We start from the raw sequence: 17,589 nt of genomic DNA, 5'->3' as shown, positions 1-17,589 counted from the left end.
GCCTATTTTTGTATTCAAAAGTGTCCTATTTAAAAGTAAATCCATCGGTTGTTTGACAGTTTTTTAGAAAATTGTTAAGTTTTTTCCACAAGAAATAGCACAAATTAACGAATTAATAATCATTGAGGTAAAATATATGGACCAAGATTATTTTGATGAACAACGATGGTTTCTGCTCTCAGGAATAGCCTTATTGGTGGTTTCACTAGGGCTAGCTATTTTATTTTTACACAAAGCACGAGAGAAGCAAATCCAATTGATCAATGAAAAACAGGAATTGCAAAGGCAACTTGAAGAGGTATTGGTGGGCAAACAGAAAGAAAGTGAACTTTTTTCAACCATTGCCCATGATCTACGCAGTCCCGTGGTTCGTTTAAAATCCAGGCTTACCCTTTTGAAAATGAAGGACGAAAGCGAACAAATAAATATTCTGGAACAGCATGCAACCCATTTGCTTCATACCCTGGACAATATTCTTCACTGGTCGCTTGTTCAACTCGATAAAATAGAACCCTATCCTCAGTCAACCAATCTATCCCAAATAATCGACAGCCTGATTGAAGAGTTTGCTGGGCTGATTCAACAAAAAGAACTAATGATACGCTTTGACCGTCAACCTGTTACGATCTGGGCGAATGAAATTCTGACATCACTGGTGATCAAAAATGTTCTGCACAATGCCATTAAATTTACACCTGCAAATGGAACAATCCATATTTCAATCCGAAAAGGGCTGACGGCAACCGAACTGGTGGTGGACGATACCGGGCCGGGGATTGCACCCGATCGAATAACGAAGCAACAGTTTGGCCTTGGATTAAACCTTTGTTTTCAGCTCATGAAGCGCACCCAGGGGCGATTGCAAATTGAAAATAAAATGAAGCAGGGAACCCGGGTTACCTTAAGCTGGACGAATACCGGGCTTTGAAGAAACCGCAGGAAATGATTACCATTTCACCCCCACCGTCAGGAAAAAAGCCCGCCCGTCGGACGGCAAAATCCCCGGGCCGGGGTAGCCCGTGGCCCGACGCGTATAATAGTATTCGTTCGTTAAATTGTTGACGCTGCCTTCCAGTTTGAGCCACCGGTACGTCCACGACAGCGAGAAATCCATGATGTGATAGGCTGGTATTCGTCCGACAACGCCCGAAAAACCGCCATCGACGGCGTTCGTCGCGTCGGAAAACTGGTCGGTCAGGTACGTAAACTGGAACGACGCTTTGAGGTTACGATACCCCCACCGCATGCCCGATTTGAGATTGACGGCGGGAACAAACTCCACGTCATTGCCCTGCACGCCCGGAATCTGGCTGTTGACATACCGCGAACGAATCAGGGCCAGATTCCCGAAAACCGACCAGCCCCAGCGATCCGGCTGCTTGTTTAACAGCCGCAGCAGTTCCACTTCGCCGTACGACTCCAGCCCCACGATCAACGCCCGGCCGATGTTGGTCCGTTTGCGCAAAACACGGTCGTTTTCGTCGTAAAACTGCACTTCGCCAATGCGGTTTCCGTAGTTGAGCGCAAACAGACTCAGGTCGTAATTCAACACTTCGTTTTTCTCACCCCGCACACCCACATCTGCCGAAAAACCGCGTTCATCCTGCAAATTGGGGTCGATCACCGCCGACGGGTTCGCGATTCGCATGTCACTGAACGTAATTGATCGGTAATTCTGGGAGATGTTGCCGTAGGCTTCAAGCTGAGCCGACGGCTTGTAACTCAGGCCCAGACCGGCAATCAGAAAACCGCGCGGATTGATCCGTTTCTCCTGCGTTTTGGTAATATCGATGATGTTACCGGCCAGGTCGCGGACGACGTTGCCGTAGAAACCGTCGGCTGTGGTGCGGATGTGCTCGTAGCGCAGACCCGGCGTTATCGACACTTTTGAATTGAGGAAAAGAACATTTTCGGCAAAAAACGAGATGTTCCGGTTCGGAAATCGGTAGTCGGACGATGTGAGTTGATCGGGTTCAACGAACGTAAAATCCGCGTTTTTGCCCGTTGGGCCAACGCCCTGACGACTGTGGTTGAAACCGTGGTAAAACCGGGTTCCGACCAGAAAAACGCCGTCTTTTTGGCCCAGTTGATACCGGTTCAGAAACCGTCCTTCAAAACCCCAATTGCGAAAATCGCCCGCAATCAAATCCCGCTCAAAGCTTTCGTTGTCGACCGTGGCCACGCGGTTGGGCCGAAAACCCAGTGAATACCGCGAAGCCACCACGCCAAACGCAATCAGGTTGATGTCTGACCGGCGGTTTACTTTCCAGTCGTAATGCACATTGAACAGGTTCCAGTCCACCTTAAACCAGTTTCGCCCGCGGTTCGACTGTCGCGGGTCGGCCCGAAACATGTCGTCGCTCAACCCGCCCGGTTGCTGGGCCAGGTAGTCCATGTGCGTCACTTCCAGGCCGATTTTGGCCTCGTCGGTCAGCTGATAATGCAAATCGGCATAGAGGGTTTTGCTGTCGAAATGTGAATTGGGCCGCCAGCCATCTGCCCGTTTATATTGGAAGAAAGCGTAATAACTCAGCTTTTTAGCCGTGCCGCTCACGCTGTTGAACGAGTTGAAAAAGCCGAACGAGCCCACGGTTTGCCGCGAAGTCACTTCAACCGTTCGGTCGGTGACGGGCTGACGCATCTCGAAATTGAGCAAGCCGCCAAACTGCGTTCCGTATTGCAGCGAAGCCGCCCCGCGCACGATTTTGATGCGTTTCAGAGCCTCCGTTGGGGGTGTATAATAGCTTTCGGGATAGCCCAGCGCGTCGGCACTGATGTCGTAGCTGTTTTGCCGGACGTTGAAATTCGACGTCCGATTGGGATCGAGGCCCCGGCCGCCGATGCTCAGTTGCAACCCGCCCCCGTCGTTTTCCCAGATGTTCAGACCCGCCACCCGCGCGTATACCTGCCGGGCATTGTTGGTGGCCAGATTGGCGACCAGATTATCGGGCAAAATCACCTCCGATTTTTTGGCCGCAAAAATGGCCGTGCCTTCCACTTCGCGCAGCCGGGTCATGCCAAAACTGCCCTGCTGGGCCGTAACGGTCACTTCCCGGAGCGTTTTTTCGGAACTTTCCAGCGAAACATCAAGCGTCGTGTCCGAGCGAACCGTCAGTTCGGTTTTGAACGGTTTGTGATTCAGGGAGAAAAACTGAAGTTGGTAGGTGCCGGTTTTCAGATTGGGAATGGTGAACTGCCCCAGACGATCGGTCATAAAAATGTTCCGGGAGCCTTTCAAATACACGCTGGCCCCATCGACGGGCACATGCGTTGTTTTCTCCCGAACAAGCCCCCGCAAGGTGTGCTGGGCCTGACTGGCATTCGTAACAAGAAAAAACAGAATACAGATACTATAAACCTTTAATTTCATCTCCAAAGGGTAAAATCCACTTTTTGGGCCGGAACGAGTCGGTTTCCTGCGCCAGGTTGACCGTCGGGTCAATGTACGGTTTGCCCAGCCGACCATTCAGACTGACGTAAGTATCGGCAAAAACTTTCGGGTTTTGAAAACCCTTCCGGGTGTACTGATCCCGCAGATAGTGCGCAAACTGAACCAGCATATCCGGCTGCGTCGCCATCATTTTTTCCTGCAAAGGCGTCAGGTATTCGTGGTTGTTGACGACGGCCTGCCGCCCCGATTCGTCCACGACTTTGAATTGCACATGCCCCATTTTCTCCATCAGCATCACCCGCCACGAAAACCGGTAGCCTTCTTCCGACCAGAATAACTCGTTGGGATAGAGCACATACCGAAACGGAAAAAGGAGTTGGATCGCAAAAAACACCGCCAGCCCCGCCAGAAGCGCCCGGGTTCGCTGCGGGCTGTATACCCGTATCTTCTCCGGCCCCGGCAGGTGATCCGGGAGTCGCAGCCAAGACCGGAAAACCGCAATGATTTTCTGGTGAAAACCGGCGGAGAAAAAGATCAGAGCCGCCACGATCATGATGTACGGAAACATGCCGATCGGAAACAGGATGACGGTCAGCACGTGAAAAACCACCACCGCCACATAGGCAAACGGACGCGTAACGCGGTTGAGCAGCAAAAACGGAATGCTGAGGTCGTAGAGCGCGCCCAGCCAACTGAACGCATACGCCGTCTCGCGGTAGTTGAACAGAAAACCGATGATCGGTAAATCGTTGCGACCCGGCAACCAGATCCGGAGCGGCAGCGCTTCCAGCAGCCAGTCGGAGTTCAGTTTGGCCAGACCGGCGTAGAGATAAACAATACCCATTAGCAGCCGCAAACTGTCGATCGTCCAGCGGGGAACCTGGTCGTAGAAACCGCTACGGTTTTGGTAGGCATCGACCGAAAAATAGGCGTTGGCGGGCAGGAAGATCAGCAGAAACGCCACCAGACTCACAAAATAATAGTGATTCAGGTAGGTGCTTTTGTCCATCAGTTCGATGTACGTAAAGCTCAGAAAAAGCAGGACGGAAGCCATTCGGTAGAACCACCCAAGGGCCACCAGCAGCGCGCTAAGACCGCAGACGGCAAACAGCAGATACGTGTATTCGCCGAGCGGCTTGACAAACTCAAAACCGTAATACGGAAAGAAAAAAGAAGGTTTGATGTAAAGCTCTTCGATCCAGCCTTTCGACCAGAAACGAACGACGCTGCCCAGAAGCATCACGCCGAAGGCGATTCGGAAAACGGCCAAAGGAGCCGCTGAGGTATATGTCCGAAAATACCGGCCCATCAGTCGCCGTCCGTGTCCACATAGGTAATGGTAATGCTCATGGCCGACGTCATGTCCACTTTCAGCATCCGTACGGCTTTCTGCATTTCGGTGTACACCGCCACCACCGCAGCGTTATTGGTCTTGATTTCGTCGTGCAGGTTCGGTTTCAGCGCGTTCAGTTTCGCGTTGGTCGATTCAAACTGTGCGTTGATCACCTCCACCAGCGACTTGCCGGTCTGGCTGTCTTTGGCACCGAGGGCGTTGAGGTAACTTTTAAAACCGGGCCCCTCCTGCCCCGTTTTTATGTCTTTTCCGTTGAAAAAATCAATGGCTGCCTGGTGAGCGGTTTTGGCCAGAACCAGCGACAGGTCTTTTTTGTAGAACGCTTCCACTTTTTCAGGAGCCGGAGTGCCGCTGGCCATCACGCCCGTCGGAATCCCGAATTTCCCCGAACGAATATACCGCTCATAATGAAGTACATAGCCATTGACCAGTTTCGAAGTCGAGCAACCCGCGTCGATGCCGGTGCAGTTCACAAACTTGTCCCGGTAGCCACCGGTCGTCCACTCGGTCAGAACGGCGGTAAAAACCGTGTTCATCTGGGTTGTGATTCGCTTCAGGTAAGCAATCCGTTTGGCGGCATCCGCAGCCGTCGTATACCGCAGCAGGATGGCATCGTCGGTGGCCGCAAGACCATTGATGAGGTAATCCAAAGCCGGAAAACCCTGTTTGGGGTACGCGGCTGGCAAGTCCATCACCGCCGAACCGGAAACGATGTTTTCTTCAATCCCGGCCACATTGGCCGGATAGATGTTGAAAAAATACCGCAACGTCTGCGATTCTGCCGGTCCGACGTCGAACAGCTCCACTTTTTGCCATTCGGTATAGGCATCGACCCAGGCCTGCCGGAATTCTGTCAGCGTGGTTGGGTCGGGTTTGGCCGCAAAGGCCTCCGACTTCGTCCGCATCAGGTCGAATTTGGTCTTGAAATTGGCGTAGCCCGGTAGAATGATATTGTCCGCCAGGTGCGTCAGCATCGCCTTGCGGTCGGTGCCCACGGGCGTAGTAGGATTCGGATCGGGGTCCGGATCGGGCGTATCCTTGCTGGTCGAACAAGCCCAGACCAGCCCCAGAAAAGCAAACAAAAAACCGACGGTTTTCCAACTGAGATGTGCCATACTTAAAAATGGTTTACGGTTTTCGGTATACGGTTTACGGTGGCTGACGTTTATGAAACGCGCGTCAGCCACCGTAAACCGTATACCGAAAACCGTAAACGCTACATTAATTCGTGATCTTGAACTTCGTCCGGATGGCCGCAGCGGCTGCGTCGATTTTGGTGTTGGTCAGCCCCCAGAAACCGTTGGGAGCTCCGATCAATCCCGCCAGGATGGTGTCCGAGAAAGCGGCATCAGCCCCGTTTACTTTGCAGAACCGCAGCGAGTAAATGAATCCCAGTCCTTCGCCAATGGCGTGGGCGCGGGCCGCATCGTTGGTTGCGTTCGTTTTCCATTTCCCCAGGTAGCCCAGAGCCGCACCAGCCAGGGCTTTTTCCATCGCCGGGCGCAGAATAGCAACCTGCGCTTTCAGGGTCGTCGGGTCGTTGTTGACAATGGCCGCCCGTCCTTTCAGCAAGGCCGTGTGGATTTTGGGGAAGTCTTCTTTATTGTATTCCCAGAGGTAGGAACCGATGAAACTTTCGCCGGACGACGTAGCCGTTGCTTTGCTGCCATAGACCGGATTGGCCGTCAGCAAGCCGAAAATCTGATCCCAATTGTGCTCCAGTTCGGTGTATTTTTTACCGGTGACCACTTTTGAATTGTCCAGGGCCAGGTTCTTATCGCTCAACAGCACGTTGCTGATGTAATCGACCTGCAAGCCGCCAATCATGGATTTCTGGATAATCTGAGCCCATTCGATGCCTTTGGCATCCACTAAATATGTCCCGAGCTTGCCCGCCTTGCCTTCGGAAGCAGTGGCCGTTACGGATTTGCTGGCGGTGGCAATCGGTCCAAAAGCGGCTTCCAGGGTTTTACGCTCTTTTTCGGCATCAGCCGCCGGCAGTGACGAGGCAAAGATCGACCGCAGGTTAACGCCGGATGTATTCAAAGCTGCATCCGTAAAGGGATTGCCGGTATTGGAAAACATGTTTTTCAGTACGGTCGAATCCAGCGTGGCGCCGGTTCCTACTGCCGTACCGTTGTAGGTGTTGATGGCGCGGAACATCAAAAGCTGGGTGCTGCCCGGTGTCAGATCAACGGTTTTGGCACCGCTGTTATCCGCAAAGAAGTTGGCGTAGGCCGTGGTATCCGTCAATTTGGAATAGTCGATAGCAGAACGCAGGTTTTCAGGTGGTGTGATGCCATTGTCATCGTCGTCTTTGTTACAGGCAATCAGACTGGCGGTTACCAATACAATGGGAATGTATCGGGCAAGTACATTTACGTTGAACATGATGGATTCGATAAAAGGTTATTCTGCCGTAAATGTAATTACTATTTAGACTGGTTATAATATTATTAGTAAGAATGTTTTTAAATAAGATTTCAACTTACTGAATATAAGCTACTTACTATAAACACGAGAAATCCGGTGTTGGTCAGATTTATAGTCAAAACCGGATTTGCTCTTGATGGGAATCACCGAACAGACTGGAAACCCAGCCGCAGACTGACGCCCCCCGCACCAAGCATCAGGTTTTCCCGCGTGAACGGTCCGATTGGATATTTCAGATACGGTTCAGCGGATAACCGGAATCGGGTGCCAATCCGGCGCTCCACGCCAATCGATAGATTGACGATCCGCCCCCAGTAAATTTTCTGAAAAGACGGTTCGGCCTGGTTTATCGTTTCCTGCGCCGTCACGAATTGCGTCGTCGTTTGCTCCTGCCCGTTGGTTCCCATCACCACCACCGTCACCTCTTTTTGCTGCTGGTAGGTATACGCATAGTGTTCATTCAGAAAGGCGACGGACGACAAACCCACTTCGGCATAGAAACCTAAATCAGCCGATTTTTTGGTCCGAAACCGGATATTCACCGGCAGATCGACCGCCGTGAGTCGAATGCTGGTCGCAACCAACTGGGGAACCGTCGAAACAACGAACAACTCCGGCCCGGCGGTTCCGAGTTTTTGCTGCGCCATCGACAACCCGGTCGACAGGCTAAACCGGCGGCTAATCGGGATTTCGGAAAAAAGTCCGCCCCCCAGGGCTGGAGACGCCGAACTTCCGGCGGCATACACCGACTGCGGGGCCAGACTGACGCCCCAAATGGGTTTCTGTCCTGTCCTGGCGGGATCGATTTTTGCCACCGCCGGTTGGGAAGTCCATAGACTCAAGGGAAGTCCTAAAGGTCGAAGTGGACGTTGGGCGACCGGTATGGATCGTGGCGTGATGAATTCAAACGAGCCGGTTTGGCTGATTGATTCGTCCGATTTGGGCAAATCCGTATCCGTTTGAATGCGAATAGCAATTGGGTTTGGCTTTGCCCCTAAAGTCGTGTGCGACTCCGGCCCTAAAGGGTACTTCCTGAATCCAGCGGTTGCCGCGTCCAAGTCTCCTTTAGGGACAACAACGGGACCACGCACAGCTTTAGAAGTAATAACCGAAAGCAGCGGTTTTCGATCAACCTCAAAGTGTTCCTTTTTTCTGGTTAAGCCCGCTCCTTCTGCCCGACGTTTCTCCACCAGCGACGGAGCGGTTTTCTTTCCCGAAAAACCGGTTTTGGGTTGATTGACGGCCAACGGTTCCGAATCCTGCCGACCGACATACAGCCAAACCGGCACGCCCAGAACGCCGAGCAACAGACAGGCCGCCATCGCATACCGGAACCAGACCAGCGGTTGCCGTTGCTGCCGTTTGCGCCGGAGCCGCTGAAATTCCTCCCACGAACCGGGCTCGTAAGCCGGTTCATACCGCCCCATCGTCTTTCGAATCTGATCGGTCAGCCGTTTATGGATAGAATCTTTCATTGTGATTCGGGAAATAATTTTTCACCAACCGGGCGAGTTTTTCTTTCGCCCGAACCAGGTAAACCCGCGACGAGCTGACCGACAGATTGAGTTGCCGGGCAATTTCGTCGTGCGAATACCCTTCGATTTCGTATAAGTTAAACACCATGCGGTAGTGGTCGGGAAGGTGCTGGAGCAGGTTCAGAATGTCCTCCGCCGTGAGTTGGCTAATGACCGACTCTTCGAGGGCCACAGCCTGGCTGTCGGCCTGTTCCGGATCGAGGGTGTGGGCGTGCCTGGTCAGTTTCCGGTAGTGATCGAGGGCGGTGTTGACTACGATCCGGCGCAGCCAGCCTTTGAACGTTTCGTCAAACGAATACCGGTCGATCCGGTCGAAGACTTTCATAAAACTATCGTTGACCACGCTGCCTGCTTCCTGCCGGGCCGGGTGGTATCGCAACGCAATGGCCATTGTAAACCCGTAAAAATGCTTGTAGAACATTTCCTGGTGCTGCGGGTTGCCTTTCCGGCATCCTTCGATGAGTTGTCGTTCAAAAGGAGTACAATCTGGTGCCATATCACCGGCTGCGGGCGATAACAAAGAACGGTGAGCCCAACGGCCCACCGTTCCGGGTATGAGTGGTATTTTACCGGTTGGAATTGGAAACGGTGCCGTCCGGGTTCAGCGTGGTGTCCTGCACCTTCGACCCATTGTAGACGACAAAGGTTGTATTGGAATGATCGCCTTCGCCAATCACTTTGGTAACGTCAATTTTGAGCGTGTGTACGAGATCGGTCGGGCAGCCGGAAACTTCGCCCGTTTCATGAATCAGCGCCAGGTGGATCGTCGGCGGATAAATCATGATTTCGACCCCATTCCAGACCGCCTTAAAGGATTCGGGCGAACAACCGCCTTTCACTTTCACCGTCAGGATGTTGCCGTCACGGGTGACGTTCTCGATGGTAAACTGCGTTCCTTCGGCTTTGGTACGGGCGTTCATGGCCCGGTCAAATTCTTCGGGGCTTTTTTGCAAACTCGTCAGGTCTTTGTCCGACGGGGCGGGTTCGTTGGCCGAATCCTGGTTACAGGCCCCGAGCGTCAACAGGACGGCCAGGCTCAACAGAGCGGACATTTTTCGAACCATCAGGAAGCTGGATAAAATGGAATGGATTTTCATGGATGTAAAACTGTTTAGTGGTTACTAAACCCATGACGTAGCGCGCGAAACGAACGCTACAACCCCTCGCATTTTTTTCAAAAACCGTCAGTTCAACGCCGTTCCGATCACGCACGTCCGGTTATACGCTTCCACGATTTCGCCAAACCGGTTCCAGTCCCGGCGCGTGGCGGCCGGAAACTGCCGCACAAAGGCCGGGCAGTCGCCAAACAAAGCCTCGTGTTCGTCGTCGATGGTTCCTTTTTTCACGATTCGGGCGTTGGTCTGGTCTTTCACCACCACAAAGCTGAGGTCTCTCGGATTGGTGCCGATCGTGAAATTGCCGAAGGTATACTCCGCGCTTTTCTTCCAGCCGCTGGCGTCGAAGTACAGTGTAATTTTGCCCGGATGGCTCAGTCGTTCGAGTAGGGCGGTTTTTCCGTCTTTGCGCGGATTGGGCACCCGCTCAAAAACCACCTGCTCCCGTTCGCGGGGAATGGCCCCGGTGGCATAGGCAAATTTCGGAATGTCCTGGGCCACCAAACGGAGTTTCTCGCCTTTGAAGGTTACTTTTTTGTCGTCGGCCGTGCGAACCACAACGCTGGCCGGAGCGTCATTCACCATCGCGCCCACCCGGACTTTCCCGCGAATCGTATCGTTGTCGGTCGTTACGACATAGCCGTCGGTCCACGACGTGATGGCGCCCAGCGGAACATATTGGGCCATTCCAACGGTGCTGCTCAGCAGAGCCGCAAAGAAACTGATTTTTAACGTGTTCATGGTTGTTGTTTACTTGGTTATTAAAAACAGGAATTGAAAATGTAAAATGATGAATACTAAATGTAAAAATTAGGGACGCGGGCGTGAAACTTTTGCATTTGGCATTACTCATTTTAACGCAAACGGTGAGATCATTGACCCCGGAGGGGTCCTACGTGCCGCTGGCACTTAGACAACTGGTAGGCATGGGCATCATCTCATAGTTGACGGATTTTAACTTCTTTTCAATCACTCCCTCCGCAACAGCGGAACCGTCACCCGAAACTCCTCGCCGTCGTCTTTGATCTCCAGCGCGGGCAGGCCCAGCCGACGAAAGCGGTCGGTGAGCGTCCCCAGTCCGATGGGAATGGCCGTAACGCGGAGCGGTTTGCGCTGAATCGGATTGGCAACCAGCAACTGACCGTCTTCCAGGGTCTGAATCGTCAGCCGCAACGGTTTTTCGGGCAAAATGACGTTGTACCGGATGGCGTTTTCGACCAGCGTCTGGAGCGTCAGCGGAGGCAGCATATCGTCCAGAAACCGGTCTTCCACCCGAATGTCGTACGAAATGGCCGAACCAAACCGCGTTTCAATCAGAAACAGATACGACCGGATAAACTCCACCTCGCTGCGGAGCGACGTCAATTCCCGCTCGCCTTCCTGCAACAAATACCGGTAGACGCTCGCCAGTTCGTCCAGAAACGCCCCGGCCTGTTTTTTGTCTTCGGTAATCAGCGACGACAACGAATTGAGCGAATTGAACAAAAAATGCGGGTTGACCTGGTTTTTCAGCGTGTCATACTGGCTCTGCAAGGTCGCTTTTTTGAGTGCTTCGGCTTCCGTGATCGCTTCCCGGTTTTTCTGGAGGTAATACATGCTTTCGTAAATCGCCCCCACCAGCAGGGCAAACAAAAGCGCCATGCCGATGTGAATCAGGTAAACGCGCGGAAATTCGGCTGGCGTTACCATCCCCGTAAAATCCACATGGCTCACCACCCAGGTTTCGATGGGTTGCACAGGAATGATCAGCAGCGAATAACCCAGAAACGTCGTCAGAATGCGTTGCCGGAACTGAGTCCGGTCGGCATAGCGCACCCGCACCTTCATCACCCACCACCGCAGCAATTGCCAGGCACAGGCGGTTGAGACCAGTCCCCAGAGAAAAGCCTGGGCAAACAGACGCCAATCGTAGCCGTATTCATTCATGTAAAAGAACACGAACGGCAAAACGGCCACCGGTGTGCCGATGATTTGCAGCCATTTGTCGTTGATGGGCTCGACCCGGTTGATGGGTTGGGTCATGGTCACTTTGTTCACGGAATCGGGTTGTTCTCGTTGCTTATCCGCCGGATCCGAAGGCGTTAAACCGTTTGCTAAAAGTAGTTTACCGGCAATCTGTTTCAAAAGATAGTCGGTTGAATCCGCATTTTTAGCCCACAGACCGTCAGATTTCGGTATGGATTTTTCCCGTACGGTTTTATTTCATTATTTTCAGGTAAAAGTAGAGTATTCCTACACAACATAAACTATTCCTATGATTACCAACTCCTTAATCAGAAGATTGTGCCGACTGTCCGGACTGATCGTCCTGATCAGCACGCTGGCTTTTATGCCGAAAGCGGATCACAAAACCCTGGAAATTGGCGCTTCGGCCCCGGATTTTTCGCTGCCCGGCGTCGACGGAAAACAGTACAGCCTGAAGAGTTTTGCCGGTTCGCCCGCGCTGGTCATCGTGTTCAGTTGCAACCACTGCCCCACCGCACAGGCTTATGAAGACCGCCTGATTCAGTTGGTGAACGACTATAAACCGAAGAAGGTAAACTTCGTCGTGATTTCGCCCAACAGCCCGGCCACCGTGAGCCTGGCCGAACTGGGCTACACCGATCTGAGTGACAGTTTTGCCGAGATGAAGGTCCGCGCCAAAGCAAAGGGCTATAATTTCCCGTATCTCTACGACGGTGACACGCAAACCACGTCGGAGAAATACGGCCCGGTGGCGACACCCCACGTTTTCATTTTCGACAAAGACCGCAAGCTTCAGTACGCCGGGCGGTTCGATGCGAAAGAAAAACCGGGATCGGCCAATGCCGAAGACGCCCGGGCAGCGCTGGATGCGGTATTGGCCGGACAGAAGGTGCCGATGGCCACCACCAAAACCTTCGGCTGCTCGGTCAAATGGATCGAAAAGAGCGATTACATCAGGAAACAGCAGACCGAGTGGGCCAGGCGACCAGTTTCTCTGACCGATGTGGACGTAGCCGGTCTGAAAAAACTGATCAAAAATGATTCCGACAAATTGCGGCTGATCAACGTCTGGGCGACCTGGTGCGGACCGTGTGTGCAGGAATTTCCGGAGTTCATCACCATCGACCGGATGTACCGCGAGCGGGATTTCGAGCTCGTGACGGTTTCGGCCGACAAGCCCGACAAAAAAGCTAAAGCCCTCGAATTTCTAAAGAAGAAAGAGGCTTCCAACCAGAACTACCTGTTCAGTTCGGACGACAAATACGCGCTGATCGAAGCCATCGATCCCAACTGGCAGGGCGCACTCCCCTATACCATTCTGGTAGAACCGGGCGGCAAGATCGTCTACAGCAAACAGGGGCAGATCGATCCGCTGGAAATGAAACGGAAGATTGTGGAAAACCGGCTGATCGGGCGGTATTATTGAGAAGCGGTGTTTTAATAATAAATGATAAATGTAGAATGATAAATGTAAAAGTGTTCCAGGCGCGTCAGGCCACTTTTACATTCATCATTCTACATTTATTATTTATTATTATTATTCCCCCCAAAACCTCTTCATTTAATTAAAAAGTACATTTAACGATCAGGACACCGCTCCGATTGATTTTCAGTTATAAATTTGTTTTCTCTTTCCGGGCTTTGACAAAACCCACCTTGAAAACCGCGAGTCTTCTGACAGGCCTGATTCTTTGTTTTTTTACGCTGGCAAACGCCCAGCAGTTCGCGGCCTCGGTGAAACACTACGGGCCGGAAAATGGCCTGTCGCACCGCGAGGTGAATGCCATTCTTCAGGACAAACAGGGATTTATGTGGTTCGGAACCAAGTTCGGGCTCAACCGCTTCGATGGCAAAACCTTCACCACATTTACGAAAGACCACAACGGCCTTGATTTTGATGATATCCAGTCGATTGCCCGGGATGCCGACGGGAATTTGTGGCTCATGGGTCCCAAAAGCCAAACCAACATTGCGGTATTTAACCCGCTGACAAGTCAGGCAATAGCCTTTCAGAAACGGTTTGAAAAGCAAAAACTTCCCGATTCATTTACGGATCTTCAGGGCTTATTGAATAGTGACAACGGGACCATCTACTTAACAAATTACCAGCCCGCTGCGCTCCTCTCGTACCACCCGACGTCGGGTCTGCGGGTGGTTTCGCTTCCGCAGTTTAAGACGCTCGGCACCTTTCGGGCCACCGCCCACAACACCGTCTGGGCCATTGCGGATGAAAACCGCATCGTGGAACTCACCGCCGATGGACGTATTGTCCATCAGTTTTCGCATGGAAAAGACGTCGTCAGCTGGTGTTGGGGGAAGCGTAACGCCGGGATTGAATTCTTCTACACGGTTTATAATCCGGCCCAAAAACAGCGTCACCGGTTTTTTAGCGTCGACGAATCGGGGCATCGGCGGGAGTGGTCACCGGCTTTGCTCGAATCGATGAAACGGTATAAAGGCCCCGTTTGCTATCCCTTTGATCAAACCGGTTTGGTCTGGGATGGCATCAGTTTACGGGATTCAACCAACCGAACGTTACTCACCATTGCCGGACAAACATCCGGCGAAATCATTGAAAATCGGGATTTTTATCGCGATCAGAATGGGCAATTCTGGTTGGGAACCAGTTTTGGGGTTTATCAGGTCAAGTTGACGAAAAACCCCTTTCAACGATTCTTTTATCAGGAAAATAATAAAGCCCAGCAAGTAGCAACCCGGGGCATCACCGTGCTGGGCGATCAGGTCTTCGCTAATCTGGAAAAACGGGGTCTCTTTGCGGTTCCGAAAGCGGGCAGTTTACCCAAAAAGTTGTACGGGAACACGGTTTTTGCGTACGGTTTAGCCTCGGATGGGCAGGGGAAAATCTACGCCGGAAACGGGAATCAACTGGTTCAGTATAATTCCCAATCGCGCAGTTCTTCCACTATCCAGTTGCCCGATGCGTCCTTTATCTGGGCTCTCCATCCGATTACCCCGGCGTCCTGGCTGGTCGGAACGTCAACCGGCCTTCGGTGGGTGGATACCCAAACCGGGCAGTCAAAACCATTTACGGCCTATCATCAATTTCCGGAACTCGCTCAGGCTCATGTGCTCCACATCGCTCCCGACCGGCAGGGCACCCTCTGGATTTGCGCCAATTCGGGTTTGTATGCAATTGATTCTACCGAAGGCGTCACGGCCCGTTACTGGCGTGGTGGCAAAGGCGTTTTTTACCTGCCCGCCGACAATTTTCAGCATTTCTACCAGGATGCGAAAGGCATTTACTGGCTGGCAACGGCCAACTCCGGCCTGATCCGCTGGGATCGCCCCCAAAACCACTTTCGTCAGTTCCGACGTTCGGAAGGCTTATCGAATGATAATATTTACGCGGTTTACCCGGACCGCCGGGGCAATCTGTGGATGAGCAGCGACTACGGGATTATGCGGTTCGATCCGGTTCGGCTGACCACCCGGACGTATTTTGTGCAGGATGGCATTACGCACAACGAATTCAACCGGATTTCGCATTTTCAGGATAAAACCGGACGGATTTATTTCGGTGGCCTCAACGGGATTACCGCTTTTGATCCCCAGAATTTTGAAGCCGAAAAACCGCCCATTCCGCTACCGATGCGGATTATTTCGTTTCGTCAGTTTGATAGTCCGTCCGATAAACTGATCGACAAAACCGGGGAATTAGTGAAAACCAACGAAATTGTTTTACAACCGGATGACCGAACGAGTGTCCTTGATTTTGCGCTGCTGAATTTTACCGACGCCGAAAAAAACGTCTATGCCTATCAGTTTAAGGGCCTGGATCAGGACTGGACGTTTCAAACCGAGTCTTCCCTGCGGCTGAGTAATCTGCCTTACGGTACCCATCAATTATTGATTAAGGGACAGGCTGCTAACGGGCAATGGTCGGCCAATACGCTGACGATTCAGGTCGAAGTTCGCCGACCTTTTTACCTGCAAATCTGGTTTATTGTCCTGACGGTTTTGCTGCTGATTGGCGGGATCTGGGGCTGGCTCCGCTGGCGCATCTGGAACCACCAGCAGGAACAGAAACGACTGCAAACCGAGATCCGACAGGCCACCGCCCAAATTCAGGACGACAAGGAAATCATTGCCCAACAGGCGCAGGTGCTGCAGCGGCTTAACGAAACCAAATCCCGGTTTTTTGCCAATATTTCCCACGAATTCCGCACCCCGCTGACGGTTATTCTGGGCATGTCGTCGGAACTGAAACGGGATGACCCCTCCAACCGGATTCGACAGGCATCCGACCTGATCGAACGCAACGGGAGCAACCTGCTGCGCCTGATCAATCAGATTCTGGATCTGTCAAAACTCGAAGCGGGCGAAATGCAACTCCAGCTCGTTCGGTCGGATCTGGTTCGTTTCAGTCGGTACCTCGCCGAATCGTTTCAGTCGATGGCGGACCGGAAAGCCATTCAACTCCATTTTTACACGGATGCAGAAACCTGCGAAACGGATTTCGATCAGGATAAACTGCAGGACATTCTTTCAAATCTGTTAACGAATGCCCTGAAATTTACGCCCGTGGGGGGTGACGTGTATTTCCACCTGTCCACCCACGTCAACTGGAATCCGCCGGGCGAGGGTTTTTACGAGGACATTTCTCCCACCAAACACCGTGATGAACCCTGGTTTTCGATCCGGGTGCGCGACACCGGGCCGGGCATCGAACCCGACCGTTTGCGCCACATTTTCGACCGGTTTTTTCAGGTTTCCACCCGTCCGGTTTCTGAAACCGGCGGAACTGGTATCGGGCTATCGCTGGTGCGCGAACTGGTTTTGCTGATGAACGGTGGGCTGGCGGTGCGGAGTTCACCCGGTGAGGGTGCCGAGTTTGTGGTCAGTTTCCCCCGCACCCAAAAGGCCCCGTTAGCCGACGTTGTGCCAACCGGCCTTGTTCTGATCAGCCCGCAAAACCGGGTCGCAACCGAAGTGGAGGCTCCCGTTGGCGGTGAAAAACCGCTGCTGCTGCTGGTGGAAGATAACGACGATGTCGCCACGTACATCCAATCCTGCCTTGGGAACGAGTACCGGATTCTCCGGGGCGAAAACGGCCAAACCGGTATTGATCTGGCGTTTTCAACCATACCGGACCTGATTTTGAGCGACGTCATGATGCCGCAGAAGGACGGTTTTCAACTGTGTGATGAATTGAAGAACGATCCGCGCACCAGTCACATTCCCATCGTATTACTGACCGCCAAAGCCGCAGCCAGCGACCGCATCAGCGGACTCCGGCGGGGCGCGGATGCCTACCTGACCAAACCCTTTCAGCGGGAAGAATTGCGGGTGGTGCTGGAGAACCGGCTGCAGGCCCGGCGCGTCCTGCAAGCCCATTACAGCCAGCTGGCGCTAAAAACCGGCTCTCACGATCCGGCGGTTGCTGAAGAAGCCGATCCACAGGAAAGTCTTTTTCTGCTGAAGCTGCGGACGGCGCTGGAAGCGCAGCTGGACAATCCCGATTTTTCGATTGAGGCCATTTGCCAGCGGATGCGCATGAGTCGCTCCACGCTTCACCTCAAGCTGGTTGCCCTCACCGGCATGTCCACGACCCGGTATATTCGGGCGCTTCGGCTGGGCAAAGCCAAAGAGCTGCTGGTTGCTTCGGATCTGAATATTTCGGAAGTGGCTTACGCCGTCGGTTTTGAAGACCCCAAGTATTTCAGCCGGGTATTTTCCGACGAATACGGCATTTCGCCCGCTACTTTTCGCCTTTCGGGCCAGCATTAAACAATAGTCCACCTTTTCGGACAATAGTCCACCTCCCTACACACCTCG

At 52.7% G+C, this 17,589-nt stretch carries 12 protein-coding genes; 3 read left to right on the top strand and 9 right to left on the bottom strand.

The features are described 5' to 3' along the window. Window positions 1-136 precede the first annotated feature (136 nt). Window positions 137-928: a sensor histidine kinase KdpD gene (locus FH871_RS27475; protein WP_138994617.1), complete on the top strand. Its 792-nt coding sequence runs from the start codon at window positions 137-139 to the stop codon at window positions 926-928. A gap of 18 nt (window positions 929-946) precedes the next feature. Here FH871_RS27475 and FH871_RS27470 read toward each other — a convergent pair whose 3' ends face one another. The 9 genes from FH871_RS27470 to FH871_RS27430 all read right to left on the bottom strand — a co-directional run bounded on the left by FH871_RS27470 (window position 947) and on the right by FH871_RS27430 (window position 11,850). Then, a complete protein-coding gene (locus FH871_RS27470; RefSeq protein ID WP_138994616.1) occupies window positions 947-3,370 on the bottom strand; it encodes a TonB-dependent receptor in 2,424 nt (807 codons plus the stop codon). After that, on the bottom strand, window positions 3,351-4,700 hold the full coding sequence (locus FH871_RS27465) for an HTTM domain-containing protein (protein ID WP_138994615.1): 1,350 nt from the start codon (window positions 4,698-4,700) through the stop codon (window positions 3,351-3,353). Before FH871_RS27465 ends, FH871_RS27470 begins: the two co-directional genes overlap by 20 nt. Then, entirely contained in the window at window positions 4,700-5,860 is a 1,161-nt protein-coding gene (locus FH871_RS27460) for an imelysin family protein (RefSeq protein WP_138994614.1), read from the bottom strand. Before FH871_RS27460 ends, FH871_RS27465 begins: the two co-directional genes overlap by 1 nt. 106 nt (window positions 5,861-5,966) lie before the next feature. After that, window positions 5,967-7,136 carry a DUF4856 domain-containing protein gene (locus tag FH871_RS27455; RefSeq protein ID WP_138994613.1) on the bottom strand — a complete coding sequence of 390 codons (1,170 nt, stop codon included), beginning with the start codon at window positions 7,134-7,136 and terminating at the stop codon, window positions 5,967-5,969. Window positions 7,137-7,321: 185 nt separating this feature from the next. After that, entirely contained in the window at window positions 7,322-8,653 is a 1,332-nt protein-coding gene (locus tag FH871_RS27450; RefSeq protein WP_138994612.1) for an outer membrane beta-barrel protein, read from the bottom strand. Continuing rightward, complete coding sequence (locus tag FH871_RS27445) at window positions 8,634-9,209, bottom strand: RNA polymerase sigma factor (protein WP_138994611.1); 576 nt, start codon at window positions 9,207-9,209, stop codon at window positions 8,634-8,636. The genes FH871_RS27450 and FH871_RS27445 overlap by 20 nt, the downstream gene beginning before the upstream one ends. Window positions 9,210-9,279: 70 nt before the next feature. Beyond that, on the bottom strand, window positions 9,280-9,810 hold the full coding sequence (locus FH871_RS27440) for a hypothetical protein (RefSeq protein WP_138994610.1): 531 nt from the start codon (window positions 9,808-9,810) through the stop codon (window positions 9,280-9,282). Between the two features lie 87 nt (window positions 9,811-9,897). Beyond that, the gene (locus FH871_RS27435) at window positions 9,898-10,569 is read right to left on the bottom strand and encodes a hypothetical protein (protein WP_138994609.1); all 672 of its coding nucleotides are present in this window, start codon (window positions 10,567-10,569) and stop codon (window positions 9,898-9,900) included. Between the two features lie 228 nt (window positions 10,570-10,797). After that, entirely contained in the window at window positions 10,798-11,850 is a 1,053-nt protein-coding gene (locus FH871_RS27430) for a sensor histidine kinase (RefSeq protein WP_212768273.1), read from the bottom strand. A 232-nt stretch (window positions 11,851-12,082) separates the two neighbouring features. Between FH871_RS27430 and FH871_RS27425 the strand changes: the two genes are divergently transcribed. Together FH871_RS27425 and FH871_RS27420 are read left to right on the top strand one after the other, a co-directional pair. Beyond that, the gene (locus FH871_RS27425; RefSeq protein WP_138994607.1) at window positions 12,083-13,219 is read left to right on the top strand and encodes a redoxin family protein; all 1,137 of its coding nucleotides are present in this window, start codon (window positions 12,083-12,085) and stop codon (window positions 13,217-13,219) included. 230 nt (window positions 13,220-13,449) lie between these two features. Continuing rightward, entirely contained in the window at window positions 13,450-17,541 is a 4,092-nt protein-coding gene (locus FH871_RS27420) for a two-component regulator propeller domain-containing protein (RefSeq protein ID WP_138994606.1), read from the top strand. Window positions 17,542-17,589 lie beyond the last annotated feature (48 nt).

This window comes from Larkinella sp. C7, from assembly GCF_006149005.1.
Lineage (GTDB): Bacteria > Bacteroidota > Bacteroidia > Cytophagales > Spirosomataceae > Larkinella.
This window is presented reverse-complemented; position numbering and strand designations above follow the sequence as displayed.